Here is a 20,664-nt window from a genome sequence, read left to right on the forward strand (position 1 = left end):
GGAGCGTCGGACGAAAAACTGAAATCCGGCTTTTCGTTAACCCGACGCGCCGCAAAATAAAAAGATGTTCCGGGCCCGCAATCAGCCCTCGAGGCTGACCGGCAGGTCGAGCCCATGCGCCTTCAGCAGGGCATAACGCCGCGCGGCCTTGTGATCCTCGACCACCATTTCCCGGCACATGTCGCGGGCGGTGATCTCCGGCACCCAGCCAAGCTTTTCCTTGGCCTTGGTGGGATCGCCGAGCAGGGTATCGACCTCGGCGGGGCGGAAATAGCGCGGATCGATCCGCACGATCACGTCGCCCGGCTTCACATTGGGCGCCAGGTCGCCGATCACGGCTTCCACCGTGCCGACTTCGCTGATCCCGCTACCGGAAAAGCTGAGCGTTATGCCGAGATCGGAGGCCGCCCAGGTGATGAATTCGCGCACGGAATACTGCTTGCCGGTGGCAATCACGAAGTCTTCCGCGCTTTCCTGCTGCAGCATCATCCACTGCATCCGGACATAATCCTTCGCATGGCCCCAGTCGCGCAGCGAATCGATATTGCCCATATAAAGGCAGGACTCGAGGCCGAGCGCGATGTTTGCAAGGCCGCGGGTGATCTTGCGGGTCACGAAGGTCTCGCCGCGGCGCGGGCTCTCATGGTTGAACAGGATGCCGTTGCAGGCATACATGTCATAGGCCTCGCGGTAATTGACCGTGATCCAGTAGGCGTAGAGCTTGGCGGCCGCATAGGGCGAGCGCGGATAGAATGGCGTGGTCTCGCGCTGCGGGGTTTCCTGCACGAGGCCGTAAAGCTCGGAGGTGGACGCCTGATAGAACCGCGTCTTCTTCTCAAGCCCGAGAAAGCGGATCGCCTCCAGAAGGCGCAGCGTGCCGATCGCATCGACATCGGCGGTATATTCCGGCGCCTCGAAGGAAACCGCGACATGGCTCTGCGCGCCGAGATTATAGACCTCGTCCGGCTGGATGTCGCTGATGATGCGGGTCAGGTTGGAAGTGTCGGACAGGTCGCCGTAATGCAGCTTCAGCCGGGCATTGGAAGCGTGCGGATCCTCATAGAGATGATCGATGCGCTGGGTGTTGAACAGCGAGGCGCGGCGCTTGATGCCGTGAACCTCATAGCCTTTTTCGAGAAGGAATTCCGTAAGATAGGAGCCGTCCTGACCGGTGATCCCGGTGATCAAAGCCGTTTTCGTCAATTTTTCTCTCTTTAATTGATTTTTACAAAAATATTAGCCGTATTCATTTTACGATGCGAGACAGTGGTAACCCATGTTTCGTGATCCCCATCGGCACCGAAGCCGACCAGTCTAGATGCGCCGAAGCATACACTACGCTGACGTTATTGCACTCACTATTTGGCCATGTCAGCCGGCCGTTTTCGGCAAAGGAAGCAGTAAATGCGATGTCGGCCGAGGCCGCCTCGCGCCGCCTATGGCGTGAAGCTCCGGCGCCTGTCAGTTCGGCGGCGTGTAGCCGTCGGGGAATTGCAGCAACCGGTCGCAGGCGCCGCGATTGCCGTAAAGGGTCTGGTACTGATCGGCCTGCTGGCGCGCGCGCAGACGCGCTGCTTCGATGTCGGCTTCGGTCGCGCCCGACTGGAGCGCCTTTGCGAAGGTCGCATCCGCGGCGTCGTTGAGGCGGCGGGTGGCGCGCAGGCCGCCATAGGACTGGCAGTCAGCGGCGCCGAGCTCGGCACGGGCAGCCTGGTCGAGCATCGTCTGGTCCGGGCTTTCCGGCGCGGCCGTCTGGCAGCCGGCCAGAGCCAGCATAGCGGCGAGCGGAATGGCAAAACGGAATGGGACGGACATCTGGCACCTCCTGAAAGCGCCCGCCGGCGAGCGGGTCATTGCCGCGAATATCCGATACTCGCGGCACGAGCGCAAGCGCCCCCATGAAATAGCCCCTACGAAATAGCCCCCATGAAATAGATTATGTTATCTGTCCCAAGCCGCCTTCAGGGCAGAAGCACAATCCTCGCGATCGGCGCCGCTTGCCAGAAGGAGCTGCAGCAGCAGCCGTGCCTTGAGCCCGCTGAGCCTGCCGGCGTTGATGAGGCCTTTCGAAAGCAGGTCGATCTCTCCGCCCTTGTAGCCGTAGGTGTTGCTGAAAACCGGCCCGTTACCGGTACGGCTGGCCAGCGCAACCGGCATGGTCGCGGCCAGCGCGCCGAGCGGCTCCGACAATCGTTCCGCCACATGGCCCGCGCCCATCGCCTCGATGACAGCGCCCTTGTAGCCAAGTCCGGGCAGGGCCTCGACCAGCCTGGCGTCTTCGCCCAGCCCAAGCTTCAAAAGCGCGACCGGCGGCACGGGCGCCGAGGGAGGCGCGATCGCCGGCAGCCGGCGCGGCGAAGGCGGCGCGAAGAAGAAGGGGCGTCCCTCCATGATTTCGCCGGCGGGGCCGTCCGCGCCCGATGTGAAGGCCGAGCAAAGTCCGGTGTGGGATTTCACCACGGCGCGGGCCGTGTGAATGGAGTCATTCATCACCACCAGCGCGCCGCGCGAACGGGCCTGATCGGAAGACGCGGCGATGACCGAGGCCAGGATATTGGCAGGACCGTCGGCGCCGGCCGCTTCCGGCCCGCGCATCGCGCCGGTCACGATGATCGGGGCGTCCTCTGCCCACATGCAATCGAGCGCGAAGGCGGTTTCCTCGATCGTGTCGGTTCCCTGCACCACGACCACGCCGGAAGCGCCGCCATCGACCGCACGCCTGGCAGTCCGCGCCACCTCGCCGAGCTGCTCGAGCGTGAGCGATGCGCTCGGTAACTTGAATGGTGAGAGCGGCTCCACATCTGCAATCTCGGCCAGACCGGGCACCGCGTCGACCAGCGCCTGCGCACTCAGCTTCGGTGTGATGCCGCCGCCGGCGTCGGCTGTCATGGTGATCGTACCGCCGAGGACGATCAGCGTAACCTTCGCCTTGGTGTTTCGAGCCGTTTCGACCATCGGGCATACCTTTCTTTCCGGTGTTGTCGCCGGGCCAGTGAAACGACCCTTCGAAGGGATTGGCAAGCCGTTTTGATCCCGAGGGCTGGCTTTATGGCAGGGGCGAGGGCTTTTCCTCGTCATTACCGGATGGCATGGGGCACCCGTTTTGCGCCACGGCGCTCAAGCCAGACGGCTTTCCCGTTTCTACCGCATCATGCCCGATGCATGGCCTCGATGAACTGCCTTGCCTTCTGCGCAATCGCTGCCACGTTCGCCCCTGGCTTGTAGAGCGCGCCGCCTATGCCGAAGCCGGACGCGCCGGCCTCGACATAGGCTTTCATGTTCTCGGGCGTCACGCCGCCGACGGCGAAGACCGGGATGTCTTTCGGCAGGACGGCTTTCCATGCCTTGATGGCGATCGGGGGAATAGCCTCAGCGGGGAAGGCCTTGATGCCGGTCGCGCCAGCTGCGATGGCGGCAAAGGCTTCCGTCGGCGTGGCGACGCCCGGCAGGCTGATCATGCCCCGTGCGGCGGTCGCTTCGATCACGGCCGGGTTTGCGTTGGGCGAGATGATGACGCGCGCCCCGGTCGCGGCGACATCGGCAACCTCAGCCGGCGTGAGCACGGTTCCCGCGCCGATCAGCGCGCGATCGCCGAAACGGGCCTGCAGCTTTTCGATGCTCTTAAGCGGTTCGGGCGAGTTCAGCGGTACTTCGATGATGCGCCAGCCGGCCTCGATCAGCGCTTCGCCGATCGGCTCCGCTTCCTCCGGTCGGATGCCGCGCAGGATCGCGATCAGATTGCAGGCTTCAAGCGCTTCGGTGAAATTCATGTCGTTCATTCCTGTTCCGTCGATTGCAGTTTGCCGATGATCCGCTGGACGCCGAGGGTCGCGGCATCTTCGGGGCCGGGGTTGATCGTAAGGTCGAAAAGCGGCGCGACCCGCCCGTAGCGTTCGCTCAGCGCCGAGTTGCCGATGATGCCGATCGCTTCTCCGGGGTGAAGCCAGCCTGCGGCGCGCGCCTGCCGGAATTCCGAGGCGATCAGCAGGCCGGAGACGTAATCCCCGACCTCTTCGGGCTGAAGCGCCCCCGAGAGAATGCCGCTGCGGGCGCTGAAGACGGCCGAAAGCAGGGCATCGGCGGCGGGCTCGTCGCTCGCGGCAAATTCCGCGGCGCGATCGAAGGCCGACCAGGTCGGCTCGGTGCCGGGGGCGGGCTCGGCGGCGCGTGCGATGAAGGAATGCCGGGTGAGCAGGGCATAGATTTCGCCGGTGGCATAGGTATGGAAGGCGGTGATCCGGCCTTGAGCAATGCGCGCCCACTTGCTGTGGGTGCCGGGAAGCACCAGCGTGCGGTCCTCCGCAAGTCCGTAACCGACGATCTGGGTTTCCTCGCCGCGCATCACATCGGGAAACGGCTTTGCAGCCGGATCGCGCAGGCCCGGCAGGAAGGTCATGGTCGCGCCGTTTTGCAGCGTGAGGTGCCTTGCGCCCGCGGCAAGTTCCGCAAGACCCGCCGGCGCGTCGACATACGGGACCTCGACCCAGCCGCTGCGGCTGGTGATCATGCCGCAGGCGGCGACCGGGAACGGGCCATGTTCCTCAAACCACGCGCCGATCGCCGCCATCAGCGCCGCCTCGAACGCGCCGCCCTCCACGAACTGAATGCCGCCGTTCCGGCTTTCGCGTCTGTCGAGCACACGGCCATCGGCCGAGATCAGCGTGGCACGCAGCGAACTGGTGCCCCAGTCGAGAATGGCGGTGACGGTTTGGGTCATGCTGTCGGTCTCATTTGCGAAGGAAGGCGGTTCCGCGTCTCACGGAAAACACCGCATTCATTTGTCCTGGGGTATTGTCACGGGTGGTCTCATATGACAGCGACGGCAAAAGTCCGTGCCGCGAAACTGTTTTATTTATGTATGATCTTTTATCCGATTTCTAGTCATTGGGTTGCGTTTTGGAGGCGAGCCGGGTCCGGCGCAGCGCATCGGTCATCTCGCTTCTGGCAACGCCTATGAGCTGTTCCATGGCATGGCGCGCGGCATCCGGCCGCCGCATCCTGATGGCTTCGAGTACGTCCTGATGGGCGAGGATCGCCTGCTCATGGGATTGGCTGGCGCGGTTCGTCAGGCGGAAGCTCGCCAGCAGAGCGGCGCGGATGGCGCTGGCGAACTGGCGATAGACCCAGTTGCCGCTGGCGTTGATGATCGCGGTGTGGAATTCGAGGTCGGCCCGGCTCCACTCCTCGTTGTCGCGGGCGTTCGCCTCGACCATATCCTCGAAGGCTTTGGCGATCTGGTAGAGTTGCCGCGCATTGGCGTTGGCGGCCGCCTGTGCCGCCGCGGCCGGCTCCAGCAATTGCCGGGCGTCGATCAGCGATGAGTAGAACGAATCGTCCGCGCCGACCGCCAGCATGACGTCGAGCACGACCGGATCGAGATAGTTCCAGTTTTCCCGCGGCAATACGATGGTCCCGGCGCGGGTGCGGGAGCGCACCATGCCGAGGGCGGAAAGATACTGCATCGCCTCGCGCAGGCTGGTGCGGCTGACCCCGAACCTCTCCGTCAGCTCCATCTCGTTGGGAAGTGTGGCGCTCTCGGCAAATGTGCCGGAAACGATCAGCTCAATGAGGGATTGGAGCAACGCTTCCCGTACGCTGCGCTTGCCGCGCTGGGCAATCGGCGTGCCGTGTTCCGTCAGTATTTGAGTCATCGCTTCGTCCGGGTCCCCTTCGTTGCGAATGCTTTCCCGCCGCGTGTCGTAGGCGGAATTCGCTTCCGCATTCATTGTCGGTAATATGATCGATATATCATTCTCATTCAAATTCAAAAATAAATCATATTTATAATTGACATTGATCTGACCTATTATAATTATCGTGCCGCCGGGACGGCATGGCCTCCGGCAGGGAAAACGTCCACAGGGAGGAGCACAATGAAGCTCATCATCAAGGCGGCCTTGTTGGCCGCCGCCGCGTTGTCGAGTGTGACCGCCGCATCGGCGCAGGAAGACCTCAAGGTCGGCGCGATCTACATGGACGCGCAGGGCTTCTATGCCGGTGTCCGCAAGGGCATCCAGGATGGCGCGGAAGAGGCCGGCCGCAACCTCGTCATCGTCGAAACCAACGCCCAGGGCGATGTCAGCAAGGAATCCTCCTTCATCGACTCGCTGATTTCCGCCGATGTCCAGGCCATCATCGTCTCGCCGGTGTCTGCCGACGGTTCGTATCGCGCGATCCGCCGCGCCCATGATGCCGGCATTCCGGTTGTCTGCTACAATACCTGCCTCAACGAACAGGACATGAAGGAATATATCTCCGCCTATGCCGTCGGAGACCCCTATGATTTCGGTCACAAGCTCGGCGATGCCGCCGCCGACTACTTCATCGCGGAAGGCAATGACGCGCCGAAGATCGCCGTTCTGAACTGCGAATTTGTCGAAGTCTGCGTCACCCGCCGAAAGGGCTTTGAGGACGCGCTGATGGCAAAGGTGCCGGACGCCGAGATCGTGGCCAACCAAGAAGGCGCGATCCTCGACAAGGCCGTTTCGGTCGCCAGCACCATGCTGACCTCCAATCCCGATATCGATGCCTTCTTCGGCGAGGCCGGCGGCGCGACGCTGGGCGCTGCGCGCGCGGTGCGCTCGCAGGGCAGGGAAGGCGAGGTCGTTGTCTTCGGCGGCGACATGACCACCGAGATCGCTCAGGAACTTGCCGATTTCACGGTCATCAAGGGCGTTGTCGACATCTCCGGCCAGGGCCTCGGCAAGCTGGCGCTGGCGCAGGCGATCAAGTCCATCGACGGCACCCCGCCGGAAGGCATCGAGGTTCCCTATGATATCGATCTCTACAAGTCGTCCGAGGACGGCAAGGGATGGCTCGAGGCACACGCCGACGGTATTCCGTGATCGATAGCCCGGCGCTGTCTCGCTGCTGAGGCAGCGCGCTGAAGGCAAATTCCGATGCCGCCGCAACCCGGCGGCATCGCCATCAACGGGAAGAGCAATGACGTCCGCATCTCAGATCAAAAGGCCGGAAGCAACCGCGCTCGTCTCCATGACGGGTTGCACGCGGCGCTATCCCGGCGTGCTGGCGCTCGACAATGCCGATTTCGAGGTCGCGCCGGGCGAAGTACGCGCGCTTCTCGGCAAGAACGGCGCCGGCAAGTCGACCCTCATCCGCATGCTGACCGGCGCCGAAGTGCCCGACAGCGGAACTGTCCTGATCGACGGCGAGGAACTGACGCATGTGGGTTCCGCCCGCGCGCAGCAGGCGTTTTCGCACGGCGTCCGTGTCGTCTATCAGGAACTCAGCCTCGTTCCCGGCATGACGCTTGCCGAGAACCTGTTTCTCGGGCGCTGGCCGCGCAAGGGCGGGGTCATCCGCCACCGCGCCATGATGGCCGAGGCGAAAGAGGCGATGCACCGTCTCGGTCTCGATCTTTCGCCCGATACCCTCGTCTCGGCGCTCAGCCCGGCCGAGCGCCAGCTTCTGGAGATCGCAAGGGCGCTGCTCGGCAATCCCAAGCTGGTGATCCTCGATGAGCCGACAAGCTCGCTGGCGGCCGCCGAAGCCGAAAAGGTGATGGCTGCGGTGACGCGCGTCGCCGCTGAGGGCATCGCGGTGATCTATGTCAGCCACCGGATGAACGAAATCCGCCAGATCGCTCATTCCGCCACGATCATGCGCGATGGGCGGATCATCGACACCGTCGATGTGCAAAATGCAGACACGCGCGAGATCGTGCGCCTCATGCTCGGTTCGGAAGGCGCCGAGGCGGCCGTGCTCGAGGACGCCAGCCAGCCCGAGACCGTGCTTGAGGTCAGGGATCTGGCGGTGGCGCCGAAGCTCTCCTCCGTGTCGTTTTCGCTGAAGAAGGGCGAAGTCCTGGGGATTGCCGGCCTGCTGGGCTCCGGCCGCACCGAACTGCTGCAGGCGATCATGGGTGTGCGTCGCGGCGAGGCCGGCGAGATTTTCGCAAACGGCAAGCCGGTCAAATCGCTCGGTTACAAAGAGATGGTCGGGCTCGGCTTTGGCTACACGCCCGAGAGCCGCAAGGAAGAGGGCATCGTTCCGCTTCTTGGCGTTGACGAGAACACGCTGTCGACGCGCTTTGAGGGCGTCACCGTCAACGGCGTGCTGTCGGCCCGCCGCATGGCCGAGGCGACGCGCAAGATCATCGATCGGCTGCATATCAAGACGGCGCGCACCGATACGGCGATCGGCACGCTTTCGGGCGGCAACCAGCAAAAGGTCGTCATCGGCCGCTGGGTCTATGCCGGCAGCCGCATCCTTCTGCTCGACGAGCCCACACGCGGCGTCGATATCGAGGCCAAGGCCCAGATCTATTCAATCATTCGCGAACTCGCCGCCGAAGGCCGCAGCATCGTTTTCGTCTCCAGCGAGATCGAGGAACTGCCGCTGGTGTGCGACCGGGTGCTCGTCCTCAGAGACGGCGCGCTCAGGGAAGAGTTCCGTTCCCCCAACATCGATCAGGACACCTTGATGGCGGCCTGCATTTCAGGACACTGACGGAGACGATGATGTCGCACAACAACGCTGCCGACACGGCCGCCCCGAAGAAGAGCGGCTTCGGCGTTTCGAAGCATATCAACGAACTCAGCCTGTTCCTGGCGATCGCGTTGCTCTATGTGATTTTCGGCACGACCGCCTATGGCTTCCTGTCGTTCAACAACCAGGTCAATATTCTGCGCGATGCGGCCACGATCGGCATTGCGGCCTGGGCGATGACGTTCATCATCATCTCCGGCGAAATCGATGTCAGCGTCGGTCCCATGGTGGCCTTCGTTTCCGTCGCGCTGGCCTACCTCCTGCAATGGGGTTTTCCCACGCCGATCGCCTTTCTGCTGGCGGTGGCGCTCGGCGCCGGGCTTGGCGGTATTTCCGGCGTGCTGCGCGCCTATTTCGACGTGCCGTCCTTCGTTGCGACCCTCGGCATGTGGAGCGCGTTGCGCGGGTTGGCGCTGTTCTTCACCGATGCGCTGCCGGTTTCGATCGGTCGCAATGACGTGCTGGACGCGCTGGACCGCTCGGTGCTTGGCATTCCGCCGGCGGCGATCATCATGCTCGTGCTGTTTGCCGTGTTCGCCTTCGTCAGCCGCAAGACCGCGTTCGGACGCTCGGTGTTTGCGATCGGCGGCAATGCCCATGCGGCTTATCTCAGCGGCATCAACGTGGCGCGTATCCGGGTTGCGATCTTCGCGATCGGCGGCGCGATGGCGGCGATCTCCGGCATCCTGCTGGTGTCGCGTCTCGGCTCCGGCAATGCGACGGCGGCAAGCGGTCTGGAGTTCGATGTGATCGCGGCCGTGGTCGTCGGCGGCACGGCGCTTTCCGGCGGTCGCGGTTCGATGCTCGGCACGTTGCTCGGAGTGCTGGTGATCACGCTGATCGGCAACGGTCTGGTGCTGCTTGGCATCAATCCGTTTTTCCAGCAGGTTGTCCGGGGCCTCATCATTGTCATCGCGGTGCTCGCCAACATGCAGGCGATCAAGCGCAGCCTGGCCCGCAACAAGGGGTGAGGGGCATGGCGGTCGTTGATATCAGCTCCGGGGCCTTGTCGCTGCGCGCCTCGACAAAGGACGGATTGATCCTCGGTCTCTGGCGGGATGGCGCTGAGGGGCGGGTGCCGCTCCTGCGTGAAGCGCCGGCTGGAGCGGATGCGCTGTCGTCCGCCTGCTATCCGCTGGTGCCGTTCGGCAACCGGGTGCGGGATAACCGGTTCAGCTTCAACGGCAAGCAGTACGCCCTGACCGCGAATACCGACTGGGACCCGCATTACCTCCACGGCGAGGGCTGGCTTTCGCAATGGTCGTTGGAAGAACACGAGGCCGACCGGCTGGCGATGCGTTTCCGGCATGCGGGCGGCGGCACGCCCTATGTCTACGAGGCATGGCAGCGTTTTTCGCTTGCCGATGGCGAATTGCAGATGACGCTGACCGTCGAGAACCGGGGAGACGGGCCGCTGCCCTTCGGGCTCGGCTGGCATCCCTATTTTCCGATGACGCCGCAAACCACGCTCACGTCGCCCGCCCGGAAATTCTGGACCGAGGTCGAGGGATGGCTGCCGGGCGAGGCCACGGACATTCCCGCCGATCTCGATTTCAGCACGCCTTCGCCCCTGCCGCACCGCTGGGTCAATAACGGCTTCGAGGACTGGTCCGGCGAAGCGACGATCGCCTGGCCGGAACGGGCGACGAAACTATCCGTGAAGGCGGAACCGCTGTTCCGGCACGCTTTCCTGTTCGTCTCTGATACCGCGTTCGATCCCGATTTTGAGCGGGACTATTTCTGTTTCGAGCCGATGTCGCATCTGGCGGATGGTCACAACATGCCCGATCTCGGCGGGCTTCGCATTCTTCAGCCCGGCGAAAAACTGTCGGGCAGCGTCTGGCTGGGAGCGCAGGACCTATGAGCAAGACGAGCGACGGACGTTACGACTATATCCTCGTCGGCGGCGGCAGTTCGGCCTGCGTGGTTGCCGCCGGTCTGGTGAAGTGCGGCGCGAGCGTGCTTGTGCTGGAGCGCGGCCCGGCCAAGGCCAACCCGATCATGCATTTCCCCGCCGGCTACATGAAGTTCCTGGCGAAGGACACCTATCTTGCGATGCACGCGACCGCGCCGCAGCCCCAGCTTGACGGGCGCGGGCCGATCGTGCCACAGGGCAGGGTGCTGGGCGGCGGCAGCACGGTCAATGCCATGGTCTATATGCGCGGCCAGGCGGCCGATTTTGACCACTGGAACGAAATGGTGACCGAAGGCGACGATGCCTGGAGCTATCGCGATCTTCTGCCCTATTTCAAGGCGCAGGAGGACAACGACCATCTTGCCGGCGAATATCATGGCGTCGGCGGTCCGCTGAAGGTCTCCCATCTCGGCCACACCAGCCCGATGACCCGAACCTATGTCAAAACCCTGCAGGGCATGGGCATTCCCTACAATCCGGATTTCAACGGCGAAAGCCAGTTCGGCGTCGGCTTCATGCAGCACACAATCGACTGGCGCACGCGCCGGCGCTGCAGCGCTGTTGATGCGTTTCTGGCTCCGGTCATGGACGATCCGCTGCTGACGATCGTGACCGGGGCGACCGTCACCGCGATCCGCATGGAAGGCGACCGGGCGGTCGGCGTTGATTACGTGCAGGGCGGCGGCCGGAAATCCGTCTTCGCGGACAGCGAAGTGATCCTTGCGGCCGGCGCCTATCAGACCCCAAAACTGCTGATGCTGTCCGGGATCGGACCGGAGGATGAACTCGCCCGCCACGACATTGCGGTCAAGCTTGCGCTTCCCGGCGTCGGGCGCAATCTTCAGGATCATTATGAGTGCCCTGTGGTCGCCACCACCAAGGGCTCGTTCGGCTATTACGGCCAGGATCGTGGCTGGCCGATGATCAAGGCGGGGCTGCAATACCTGCTGTTCAAGTCCGGCCCGGCCTCCACCACAGGGGTCGAGACCTGCGCCCTCCACGATCCGGAAGGCAAGAGCGATCGGCCGACGATCCAGATGTTCTGCGTGCCGACCGTCTATCTCGACCGCGATGTGATGGGCACCGATCCGGGCGATGGCGTGACCATCAACTCGCTGCTTCTCAGGCCGAAATCGCGCGGCTCGGTGACGCTTTCCTCCAGCGATCCGTTCGCCGATCCTGTGGTCGACACGCAGATTTTCAGCCATCCCGACGATCTCAGGATAACGATGGCGGGTTTGCGCTATGCGCGCACCGTGCTTGCCGCTTCGCCGATGCGCGAACTGATCGACAGGGAAATCTTTCCGGGCGCCGAAGTGACGAGCGACGAGGCGATCGCGGCGCATTGCAAGCGCACCGTCAAGACCGGCTATCACCCGGTCGGCACCTGCCGGATGGGGCGTGACGGCGATCCGGACGCCGTGCTCGACAGTCGCCTCCGGGTCCGGGGCACAAGGGGCCTCAGGGTCATCGACGCCTCGCTGATGCCGACCATCGTCAGCGGCAACACCAATGCCGCTGTTCTTGCCGCCGCCGCCAAGGCGACCGACCTCATACTTCCCTGATCGGAACCAGTCATGAAGATCACCAAGCTCACCACCTATCTGGCCCCGCCGCGCTGGCTGTTCCTGAAGATCGAGACCGATGAGGGCATTGTCGGCTGGGGCGAGCCGGTTGTGGAAGGGCGCGCGTTGACCGTTCAGGCGGCAGTCAACGAGATGGCGGATTATCTCGTCGGCAAGGACCCTTTCCTGATCGAGGATCACTGGACAGTGCTTTACCGGGGCGGGTTCTACCGGGGTGGCGCGATCCACATGTCGGCGCTGGCCGGCATCGACCAGGCGCTGTGGGATATCAAGGGCAAGGCGCTCGGGCAGCCGGTCCACGCGCTCCTCGGCGGCCAGTTGAGGGACCGCATCAAGGTCTATTCCTGGATCGGCGGCGACCGACCCTCCGATGTTGCGAGGAACGCACAGGACGTGGTCGCGCGCGGCTTCAAGGCGATCAAGCTCAACGGCTGCGAGGAAATGCAGATCGTCGACACCAATGAGAAGGTGGAAAAGGCGGTGGAGACGATCGCGATCATCCGCGAGGCCGTCGGCCCCCATATCGGCATCGGCGTCGATTTTCACGGCCGCGTCCACAAGCCGATGGCCAAGGTGCTGGCGAAGGAACTCGAACCCTACAAGCTGATGTTCATCGAGGAACCGGTGCTCTCGGAAAACAGGGAAGCCCTGAAGGAGATCGCCAACCATTCCTCCACGCCGATCGCGCTTGGCGAGCGGCTCTATTCGCGCTGGGACTACAAGCCGATATTCGAGGGCGGCTATGTCGATATCATCCAGCCGGATCTGTCGCATGCCGGCGGCATCACCGAATGCCGCAAGATCGCCGCCATGGCGGAGGCCTATGATGTGGCGCTGGCGCCGCATTGTCCGCTCGGGCCGATCGCGCTCGCCGCCTGCCTTCAGGTGGACGCCGTCTCCTACAACGCCTTCATCCAAGAGCAGAGCCTGGGCATCCACTACAACGAGGCCAACGACATTCTCGATTACATTTCGAACAAGGACGTGTTCGAATACGCCGATGGCTTTGTCGGCATACCGCAAGGGCCGGGGCTCGGCATCGAGATCGACGAAGCCTATGTGATCGAGCGCGCCAGAGAGGGCCATCGCTGGCGCAACCCGATCTGGCGTCATCCGGACGGCAGTTTCGCCGAGTGGTGAGGAGCGCAAAATGACGGGACGGCTTTCGGGCAAACGCATATTCGTCACCGGCGCGGCCCAGGGCATCGGCCTTGCGATCGCCAGGGCCTTCGTGAAGGAGGACGCGGCGCTGTTCATGGTCGACCGCGACGGCGCGCTGCTGGAGCGCGAGGCCGCGACCATCGTTGCGCCTGACGGGTCCCTTGGTTGGGCCGCCGCCGATATAACAGATGCCGGGGCGATCGCCGCCGCCATGCGTCAGGCGACGGATGAGATCGGGCCGGTCAACGCGCTGGTCAACAATGCCGGCGTCAATGTGTTTTTAACCCCGCTCGAAACGAGTGACGAAGACTGGAACCGGTGTTTCGACATCAACCTCAAGGGCGCGTGGAACTGCTGCAAGGCGGCGCTGCCGGGGATGATCGAGGCCGGCGGCGGCGTGATCCTCAACATTGCCTCGACCCACGCCTTCACGATCATCCCGCATACTTTCCCCTATCCGCTGGCAAAGCATGCGCTTCTCGGCATGACCAAGTCGCTGGGCCTTGAATATGCCGCGAACAACGTCCGGGTGAATGCGCTCGCGCCCGGCTATGTGGCGACGCAGAAGGTCATCGATTACTGGAACGGCTTTCCCGACCCGGAGGCCGCGAAAGCCGATACGCTGAAGCTTCACCCCGGCGGACGGATCGCCACGCCCGAAGAGATCGCGATGGCGGCCGTGTTCATGATCTCCGACGAATGCCCGTTCATGAACGCAACCTGCCTGACCGTCGATGGCGGCCTCAGCGTCCAGCAGCATCCCGCCTGACGTGCTCGCGTCTGCGTCTTTGTCAATCAGGCGGGCTGCGGGCGCAGGGCCGTGGGCAGCGTGATCATGAGACGCGCCGTATCTTTTGAACGGGTGAAGGCAATATCGCCGCCAAAGGTCCGGGCGCGCGTGGCCATATTGGCGAGGCCATGGCCTTTGCCGCGGATATCGTTGCCGCTAAAATCGTTCTCCACGGTGATGACCGCCTCCCCATTCTCGTTGGCGGACGCGGAAATCGCGATGCGCGTTGCTGGTCCATGTTTAACCGCATTGGTGACGGCCTCCTGCAGTATTCTTAAAAGGGCGAGGGCGGTTGAAGGCGTAACCCCGGTGACTTCCGGCATGTTCCCGGTCTGCCAGTCGAGCCGAATGCCCATGCGGTGCAGGTAAGGACCGGTCCGCTCGCGAAAGCCGGCCAGCGCGACCCGCAGATCCGTATCACTCAGGTCAAGCGACTGGATCACCAGCCGGAGATCGCCCAGTGCATCCCGGGCGGTGGTGCGGATCGCCTCCGGCGCCAGCTTCTCTCTCTCGGTCTGGGCCATGATCGACACTAGGTGGCCGCTCAGTCCGTCATGCAGGTCGCGCATCAGGCGATCGCGCTCCTGTTCGAGGGCCATGCGGGTCAAATTCCTGCGTTCTTTTTCATGAAGCAGGTTCAACTCTTTCTGCTGCTCATCAAGCCGCCGTTTCAGGCGGATGTTGGCGCTATCAAGCTGGTTCAGACTCTGGATCAACCTGATCGTGATGATGAGCATGGCGGCCAGGAGGGTCGCCATCTCGATATAGGGCGTCAGCATGTGGGCGCCGTTCGTGAGGCCGAACAACAGGCCGACGTCATGAAGCCCGAACAGGAAGCAGAGAGCGAGCGGCGCGGCTATGATGGCCGCAATCGGATCCCGCGACCTATAGTAATGCGCGATTGCAATCCACAACGCCGCCATCATGGCGGCAATGCTCAAGACATTGCCGAGCACTGCAATCTGCGATCTCGAACCCAGACCGGCCCAATAGGCTGTGAGCAGCGTAAGTGGGAGGCCCAGAGCTAGATAGAGCGATTTCCGGACGAATTTCCGGCCTGCCATTTCGAGCGTAAGAGCAACAGCAAGCAAGAGCGTGCCCAATTGCAGCGTTGCGTAATAAAGTCGCGGCACGCCGGCGCCGGCAAGCGTGAAGCCGTATTGCGTCGCCGTCAGGGTGAGGCTGAAGACCATGATCAGGCTGAACCATCGAAAAAAGCCATCGGCCGGCCGCATCAACGCTATCATCACGACGCTGATGGTAATGATGGCCTTGAGCAGGAGCGAGGCGAATCGCCACTGTTCGAAGACGAAATCATAGAGTTGCCGATAAGGCGCGAATACGGATTGCGACATCAGGTAAGCGGGTGAGAGATAGCTCGAGATCCAGCCATCCAGACGGCTATGGCGGATTTCAAGTTCGTTGACGCCATCGCGAAGCGCCAGGGGCATGACATCAAATGCATAGTAATCGCCCAGGCGCGGCGAGGTGAGAAGTGAGATTTCCCGGCGCACAAGGGGGATAGCATTCAGACGTACGTCTATGGCCTGGCGTACCGCCGGAAAGAAGAGAACCGGATGATCGGCAGGAACCGCCTCCCGGGGAAAATGGATCTTGTAGAGCGCTTCGGTGCGTGACGATTCCCAGACGTTCGTTCGCGTATAGGGAAGCGTTATCTCACGCGCCGGGGAAGCGCCTTCCTGAAGCATTGCCGAATGCAGAACGAGCGCATCGCGCGGCGTCGGCAGGGACAGTACGAACGGCATCGCACAGCAGATGGCGAGTGAAACAACAAAAAGCAGCTTGAGCAAGAAAGATGAGAGCGTCGGGTGGCCTGCCCAGGCCTGAAGTTTTTTCGCCGCCAAGGCCATTGGATTTGCCGTCAGAATTGCATCAGTCCCTGGCGGGTCGCCTCAAAAACGGCCTCCGACCGGTTCTTCACCTGAAGTTTGCGATAGATATTACGGATATGGACCGGAACAGTCTGTCGCGAAATATGCAATTGCTCGGCGATTTCCGCATAGGTGAACCCCTTTGCGATGCCCCATAATATATCCATCTCTCGTGAGGTCATGTTGACGGCCGGCTCCGGCGAAGGGGTATCGGGTGCCTGTTCAGAGAGTTGCCTCACAAGAACGCGGGCGATCCGGGAGGATATCGGCGAATGACCCGCCATCAGGCTTTCGACCGCCTCGATAAGATCCAGGCTGTCAGCATCCTTCAGCAGGTAACCCGAAGCCCCGGCCCCGATCGCTTCGAGCACCGACCTGTCGTCCGCGAGAACGGAAATGACCATTGCTTCGGCCCTCGGCTGCGTCTTGCGCAAAGCGCGGATCGCCTCGAGGCCGCTGCCATCCGGCAAATTCAGATCCGCGATCAGAAGGTCGATTTCAGACCTCTCAAGGACCGCGCGCGTCTCCGCAATGGTTGCGCAAGCGGCGACCAGCTGGCCGCCATCCCATCCCTTGATCAGACTTGCCAGCCGTTGGCGCACGACATCGTCGTCCTCGCATAGGACAATTCGAAAGGGTGCCAAAGAAGTATGTCCCCATCTCTATCCGAAGAGCTTCGGAACCGCCGTGACCGCGTTGCGCAGCCAATCCCATTTTGTTTCTTGTATCGCGGATGCCGGCAATACCATGAATATGGTATTTTGTAAGTTTGCTCGAACGTATATCACTTGTTCATCGCTTCGGGAGGGGTTTTAGAACCGTGAGCACTCGAGAGGGCTGAGATGCATTTTGTGGCTGAAAGACAACGGATGGAGCCGGAGCGAAGGCGCAAATCGCCAAGGCGCTTTTTTACCTGTCGCTGTGGTCATCGTTTGCGATTTGGCTCCTCCACATGCGGCAAGTGCTATCGTATCACGCCTTTTTACAATCGCCGCTGGCCATATCTTATACTCATAGTATCCTTCGGAATATTTTGGGTGGTGGTAATGACCTTCAGCGCTCTCTATCTTTATACTAAAGCTTTAAATATTGGTATAGGTTCGTGATTTAATTAAATTTTTTTCTAAAACGAATAAAATTAAGCTCGGGCCCCATCGCCGATCATGCGCCCATGATCCGTGATGGGGCCTTTTTTGTCTGTGCGCTGCGCTGTTTCGCGGCGCGGCAAGCGCGGTCGCCGATTCAGCAAACCTGGCATGCGGGACATGGTTTTAAACGGAGGCGGTTCTTTTCCTCTACCGTCCCGGAGACGCTCATATAAGTAAGCAAATACTTATTTTTCCATTGGTGGGCTTGCGCGTGGGCCGGTTTAGCAGGGGATGCTGATCACTGCCCGCAGGCCGCCGAGCGGGCTGTCGCCGAGGGTGACATTGCCGCCATGGGAGCGGGCGATATCGCGGGCGATGGCGAGGCCGAGACCGGTCCCGGAGGAATCGAGGTTGCGGGCATTGTCGAGCCTCAGGAACGGCTTGAACACTTCCTCGCGCATCTCTGGCGCGATGCCCGGCCCGTCATCATCGAAGGTCACGGTCAGCCATTTCTCGCCGTGCTCGGCGGTGATTTCCAGACTGTCGGCATGGCGTTTGGCATTGGAGGCGAGATTGGCGATCAGGCGGGCGAAGGCGTTGGGCCTGACCGTGACCTCGTCCGGCCCGATCACCACATAATGCAGCGATTTGCCGGAGAGTTCGAAATCCTCCTTCTGGCGGCGGAACAGCGTCGAGAGACTGGCCGTGCCGGTGGTTTCCTCGGCGTCGCCGCGGGCAAAGTCGATATAGCCCTGCAGCATTTTCTGCATTTCCTCGATATCCTCGTTGAGGGCCTCCACCTCCGGGCTCTCCCCGATCAACGCAAGCTGCAGCTTGAAGCGGGTGAGGATGGTGCGCAGATCGTGACTGACGCCGTTCAGCATCGTGGTGCGCTGTTCGATCTGGCGCTCGATGCGCTCGCGCATCAGGATGAAGGCGAGGCCCGCCCGCCGGATTTCGATCGCGCCGCGCGGCGTATAGGGCACCTCGGAGCGATGGCCCTTACCGAAATCCTCCGCCGCCTGGGTCAATTTCAGGATCGGCCGGATCTGGCCGCGCAGGAACAGGGTCGCGATCCCGATCAGCACCAGCGAGGTGCCGACCATCCATAGAATGAAGATATGGGTGTTCGAGGCGTAGGTCATCGAACGCCGCGCGAAAATGCGCAGAATGCCGTCATCGAGCTTGATGCGGATTTCGACGAAACGGGAATCGCCGAGCGTATCGATCCAGAACGGCCGGCCGATCTTGGCCGAGATCAGCTCCGCCAGCACCTGATCGAGCAGGCCGAAAAACGGCTTCGGCAGCGGCGGCGGGAGCTTCGCGCCCGGCTCGAAGGCGACCCTGAGACCCATATCGCGCGCGGCAATCGAGATGATCTCGCTTTCATATTCGTCGCCGGTTGCGTCGATCAGGTCGATGATCGCCGCGATATCGCCGGTGACCGCATCGGCAAGGCGGCGGGTCACCATCTGCCAGTGGCGCTCCATGAACACGGTGGCGACCACCGCCTGCAGCAGCAGCATCGGGATGATGATGATCAGCAGCGAGCGCGCGAACAGGCCGCGCGGAAGCCGATGATGGGTCCAGCGGGCGATAACCTTGTAGGCGCCGGCGATATGGCGCAGGCCCGGCAGCCGCTCGAGTTCGCGCGTGCGCCGTCTGAGGGCGTGTGCCGCTCTTTCACAGGCCGTTTGAACGCTTGCGGGCCAGAGTTTCAATGTCGGGTCCTAATCCCGGCTCAGGCGGTAGCCGATACCGCGCACGGTCTGGAGATAAAGCGGGTTCGCCGGATCGTTTTCGATCTTGCGGCGCAGCCGGTTGATCTGGACGTCGATCGTGCGCTCGTTGATCTCGCTGGCGCTGCTGACGAGGTCGTAGCGCGCGACCGTTTCGCCGGCCTTTTCGGCGAGCATGGCCAGAATGTCCTGTTCGCGTTCGGTGAGCCGGATCGGGGTTGCGCCTCTCTTGAGCTCGCGCCGCGCGAGCGAGAAGGAATAGGGGCCGAACACGACCTGTTCGATCGCCGGCGTCTTCGGCGTATCGGCGCGGCGCAGGATATTGCTGATGCGAAGCAAGAGCTCGCGCGGCTCGAAGGGCTTGACCAGATAATCGTCGGCGCCGGCCTCAAGACCGGCGATGCGGGCGTCGGCTTCCGCCTTCGCGGTCAGAAGCAGTACCGGGACCGGGCGGACGTCCCTGAGGTGCCGGGTCAGCGACACACCGTCCTCGCCCGGCATCATCACGTCGAGCACGAGAAGATCGAAATCGAGCCCTTCCAGCTTGCGCCGCGCCTCGGCGGCATCGGCGGCCGTGGAGACGCGGTAGCCGTTTTCGCCCAGATAGCGCTTGAGCAGTGTGCGGATACGGGTGTCGTCGTCGACAATCAGAAGGTGGGCCGCGTCATCATCGATCGCTCTGGCTTCGCTCATGCTTCCTCCCCTTTCTGCGGCAAGGCCTCGACGCCGGCATGGGGATCGTGATCGCACATGCGTGTCAGAAATTCGCCGACCGCCCGACGCTCGTCCTCCCGCATTGCCGCGAACGCCCTGTCAATACGCCGCAATTGCGGTGAAAGCAGTTCCGCGCGCAGCCGCTCGCCTTCCGCGGTCAGAAACAGCCGACGCTGACGCCGGTCCTCCGGCCCCGCCGTCTGGCGGATATAGCCGCCGTCGATCAATTGCTTCAGCACCCGCGCAAGGCTCTGCTTGGTGATCCGCAGGATGTCGAGCAGGTCGGCAACGCTCATGCCCGGCCGGCTTCCGACGAAATGGATGACCCGGTGATGGGCGCGGCCGAAGCCGATCTCGCCGAGGATCGCGTCCGGATCGGAGATGAAATCGCGATAGGCGAAAAACAGAAGTTCGACCACCGCCAGGTCCGCGACGCCGCTTTCGGGCGTGTGTTCGGGCATGATCGCCTGATGTTTCACTCCCAAAGCCTGTTTCCTTTCGCCCGCCGGGCTTTTGTAATCAAATCCAGTCTGACATAGATATCGTATCAGGTTTAAAACGGACGCAAGCGAAATGGAAGCCGTTGGCGGCGGCCGTCCGCAAGGGAGATATCAGTTCAATGGCGCAGCTTCAGGCCGGGATCATTCCCGTCACCCCCCTCCAGCAGAACTGCACCGTGCTGTTCGATCCCGCGTTGCGCGAGGGCGTGGTCGTCGATCCCGGCGGGGATGCCGATGTCATCATCCAGACCGTGGAGGAAAACGGCATAACGCTGAAGGCGATCTGGCTCACCCACGGCCATCTCGATCATGCCGGCGGCGCGATGGAGCTGAAGGAGCGTCTGGGGCTGGAGATCATCGGCCCGCATGAGGATGACCGTTTCATTCTGGAGAACATCGAGGCAAGCGCCGAACGCTTCGGCATGGCGGGCATGGTGCGCAACTGCTTTCCCGACCGCTTCCTGACCGAGGGCGAAACGGTGGGCTTCGGCGACCATGTGTTCGAGGTCTATCACACCCCCGGCCACGCGCCCGGCCATGTGATCTTCTTCAACCGCGCCCAGAAATTCGCCCATGTCGGCGATGTGCTGTTTCACGGCTCGGTCGGGCGCAGCGATCTGCCGGGCGGCGACCACGATACGCTGCTGGCCTCGATCCGCGACAAGCTGTTTCCACTGGGCGACGATGTCGGCTTCATCTGCGGCCACGGGCCGGGCGGGCGAATCGGCGAGGAGCGCCGCAACAACCCCTTTCTCAAGGGGCTTTGAACGG

General features: G+C 62.5%; 19 protein-coding genes. 8 read left to right on the forward strand and 11 right to left on the reverse strand.

The annotated features are described in order from the left end of the window. Positions 1 to 81: 81 nt before the first annotated feature. From gmd to B4E36_RS22540, 6 genes are all read right to left on the reverse strand, one after another. On the reverse strand, positions 82 to 1,203 hold the full coding sequence (gene gmd / locus B4E36_RS22515; RefSeq protein ID WP_292055137.1) for a GDP-mannose 4,6-dehydratase: 1,122 nt from the start codon (positions 1,201 to 1,203) through the stop codon (positions 82 to 84). A 258-nt stretch (positions 1,204 to 1,461) separates the two neighbouring features. Continuing rightward, the gene (locus B4E36_RS22520) at positions 1,462 to 1,815 is read right to left on the reverse strand and encodes a hypothetical protein (protein WP_292055136.1); all 354 of its coding nucleotides are present in this window, start codon (positions 1,813 to 1,815) and stop codon (positions 1,462 to 1,464) included. Positions 1,816 to 1,941: 126 nt separating this feature from the next. Continuing rightward, complete coding sequence (locus B4E36_RS22525; protein ID WP_292055135.1) at positions 1,942 to 2,955, reverse strand: asparaginase; 1,014 nt, start codon at positions 2,953 to 2,955, stop codon at positions 1,942 to 1,944. Between the two features lie 194 nt (positions 2,956 to 3,149). Further along, positions 3,150 to 3,779 (reverse strand): 2-dehydro-3-deoxy-6-phosphogalactonate aldolase, encoded by a 630-nt coding sequence (locus B4E36_RS22530; RefSeq protein ID WP_414673814.1) that lies wholly within the window; start codon positions 3,777 to 3,779, stop codon positions 3,150 to 3,152. Further along, positions 3,776 to 4,717, reverse strand: coding sequence for a 2-dehydro-3-deoxygalactonokinase (locus B4E36_RS22535; RefSeq protein WP_292055133.1), 942 nt, complete (start codon positions 4,715 to 4,717; stop codon positions 3,776 to 3,778). The genes B4E36_RS22530 and B4E36_RS22535 overlap by 4 nt, the downstream gene beginning before the upstream one ends. Before the next feature lie 160 nt (positions 4,718 to 4,877). Further along, on the reverse strand, positions 4,878 to 5,651 hold the full coding sequence (locus tag B4E36_RS22540) for a FadR/GntR family transcriptional regulator (protein ID WP_292055132.1): 774 nt from the start codon (positions 5,649 to 5,651) through the stop codon (positions 4,878 to 4,880). A gap of 222 nt (positions 5,652 to 5,873) precedes the next feature. Here B4E36_RS22540 and B4E36_RS22545 point away from each other — a divergent pair, with 222 nt between their 5' ends. The 7 genes from B4E36_RS22545 (at position 5,874) to B4E36_RS22575 (ending at position 13,939) form a co-directional block, all read left to right on the forward strand. After that, positions 5,874 to 6,845, forward strand: coding sequence for a substrate-binding domain-containing protein (locus B4E36_RS22545; RefSeq protein WP_292055131.1), 972 nt, complete (start codon positions 5,874 to 5,876; stop codon positions 6,843 to 6,845). Between the two features lie 97 nt (positions 6,846 to 6,942). Then, entirely contained in the window at positions 6,943 to 8,469 is a 1,527-nt protein-coding gene (locus tag B4E36_RS22550) for a sugar ABC transporter ATP-binding protein (protein WP_345900840.1), read from the forward strand. 11 nt (positions 8,470 to 8,480) lie between these two features. Next, positions 8,481 to 9,479 carry an ABC transporter permease gene (locus tag B4E36_RS22555; RefSeq protein ID WP_292055129.1) on the forward strand — a complete coding sequence of 333 codons (999 nt, stop codon included), beginning with the start codon at positions 8,481 to 8,483 and terminating at the stop codon, positions 9,477 to 9,479. A 5-nt stretch (positions 9,480 to 9,484) separates the two neighbouring features. Then, on the forward strand, positions 9,485 to 10,372 hold the full coding sequence (locus B4E36_RS22560) for an aldose 1-epimerase (protein WP_292055128.1): 888 nt from the start codon (positions 9,485 to 9,487) through the stop codon (positions 10,370 to 10,372). Then, on the forward strand, positions 10,369 to 11,988 hold the full coding sequence (locus B4E36_RS22565; protein ID WP_292055127.1) for a GMC family oxidoreductase: 1,620 nt from the start codon (positions 10,369 to 10,371) through the stop codon (positions 11,986 to 11,988). Before B4E36_RS22560 ends, B4E36_RS22565 begins: the two co-directional genes overlap by 4 nt. Before the next feature lie 12 nt (positions 11,989 to 12,000). Beyond that, the gene (gene dgoD / locus B4E36_RS22570; RefSeq protein ID WP_292055126.1) at positions 12,001 to 13,149 is read left to right on the forward strand and encodes a galactonate dehydratase; all 1,149 of its coding nucleotides are present in this window, start codon (positions 12,001 to 12,003) and stop codon (positions 13,147 to 13,149) included. Positions 13,150 to 13,159: 10 nt separating this feature from the next. After that, positions 13,160 to 13,939 (forward strand): SDR family oxidoreductase, encoded by a 780-nt coding sequence (locus tag B4E36_RS22575; protein ID WP_292055125.1) that lies wholly within the window; start codon positions 13,160 to 13,162, stop codon positions 13,937 to 13,939. 26 nt (positions 13,940 to 13,965) lie between these two features. Here B4E36_RS22575 and B4E36_RS22580 read toward each other — a convergent pair whose 3' ends face one another. The 5 genes from B4E36_RS22580 to B4E36_RS22600 form a co-directional block, all read right to left on the reverse strand. Further along, positions 13,966 to 15,831, reverse strand: coding sequence for a sensor histidine kinase (locus B4E36_RS22580; RefSeq protein WP_292055124.1), 1,866 nt, complete (start codon positions 15,829 to 15,831; stop codon positions 13,966 to 13,968). Positions 15,832 to 15,842: 11 nt separating this feature from the next. After that, positions 15,843 to 16,496 (reverse strand): response regulator transcription factor, encoded by a 654-nt coding sequence (locus B4E36_RS22585; protein WP_345900841.1) that lies wholly within the window; start codon positions 16,494 to 16,496, stop codon positions 15,843 to 15,845. Between the two features lie 725 nt (positions 16,497 to 17,221). Continuing rightward, on the reverse strand, positions 17,222 to 18,577 hold the full coding sequence (locus B4E36_RS22590; RefSeq protein ID WP_292055265.1) for an ATP-binding protein: 1,356 nt from the start codon (positions 18,575 to 18,577) through the stop codon (positions 17,222 to 17,224). A 93-nt stretch (positions 18,578 to 18,670) separates the two neighbouring features. Continuing rightward, the gene (locus B4E36_RS22595) at positions 18,671 to 19,372 is read right to left on the reverse strand and encodes a response regulator (RefSeq protein WP_018067394.1); all 702 of its coding nucleotides are present in this window, start codon (positions 19,370 to 19,372) and stop codon (positions 18,671 to 18,673) included. Continuing rightward, positions 19,369 to 19,854: a MarR family winged helix-turn-helix transcriptional regulator gene (locus B4E36_RS22600; RefSeq protein WP_292055264.1), complete on the reverse strand. Its 486-nt coding sequence runs from the start codon at positions 19,852 to 19,854 to the stop codon at positions 19,369 to 19,371. The genes B4E36_RS22595 and B4E36_RS22600 overlap by 4 nt, the downstream gene beginning before the upstream one ends. Before the next feature lie 158 nt (positions 19,855 to 20,012). Between B4E36_RS22600 and B4E36_RS22605 the strand changes: the two genes are divergently transcribed. Next, positions 20,013 to 20,660, forward strand: a complete 648-nt coding sequence (locus B4E36_RS22605; RefSeq protein ID WP_292055122.1) for an MBL fold metallo-hydrolase — start codon at positions 20,013 to 20,015, stop codon at positions 20,658 to 20,660. Positions 20,661 to 20,664: the final 4 nt, after the last annotated feature.

Source organism: Martelella sp. UBA3392, assembly GCF_002358775.1.
GTDB lineage: Bacteria > Pseudomonadota > Alphaproteobacteria > Rhizobiales > Rhizobiaceae > Martelella > Martelella mediterranea.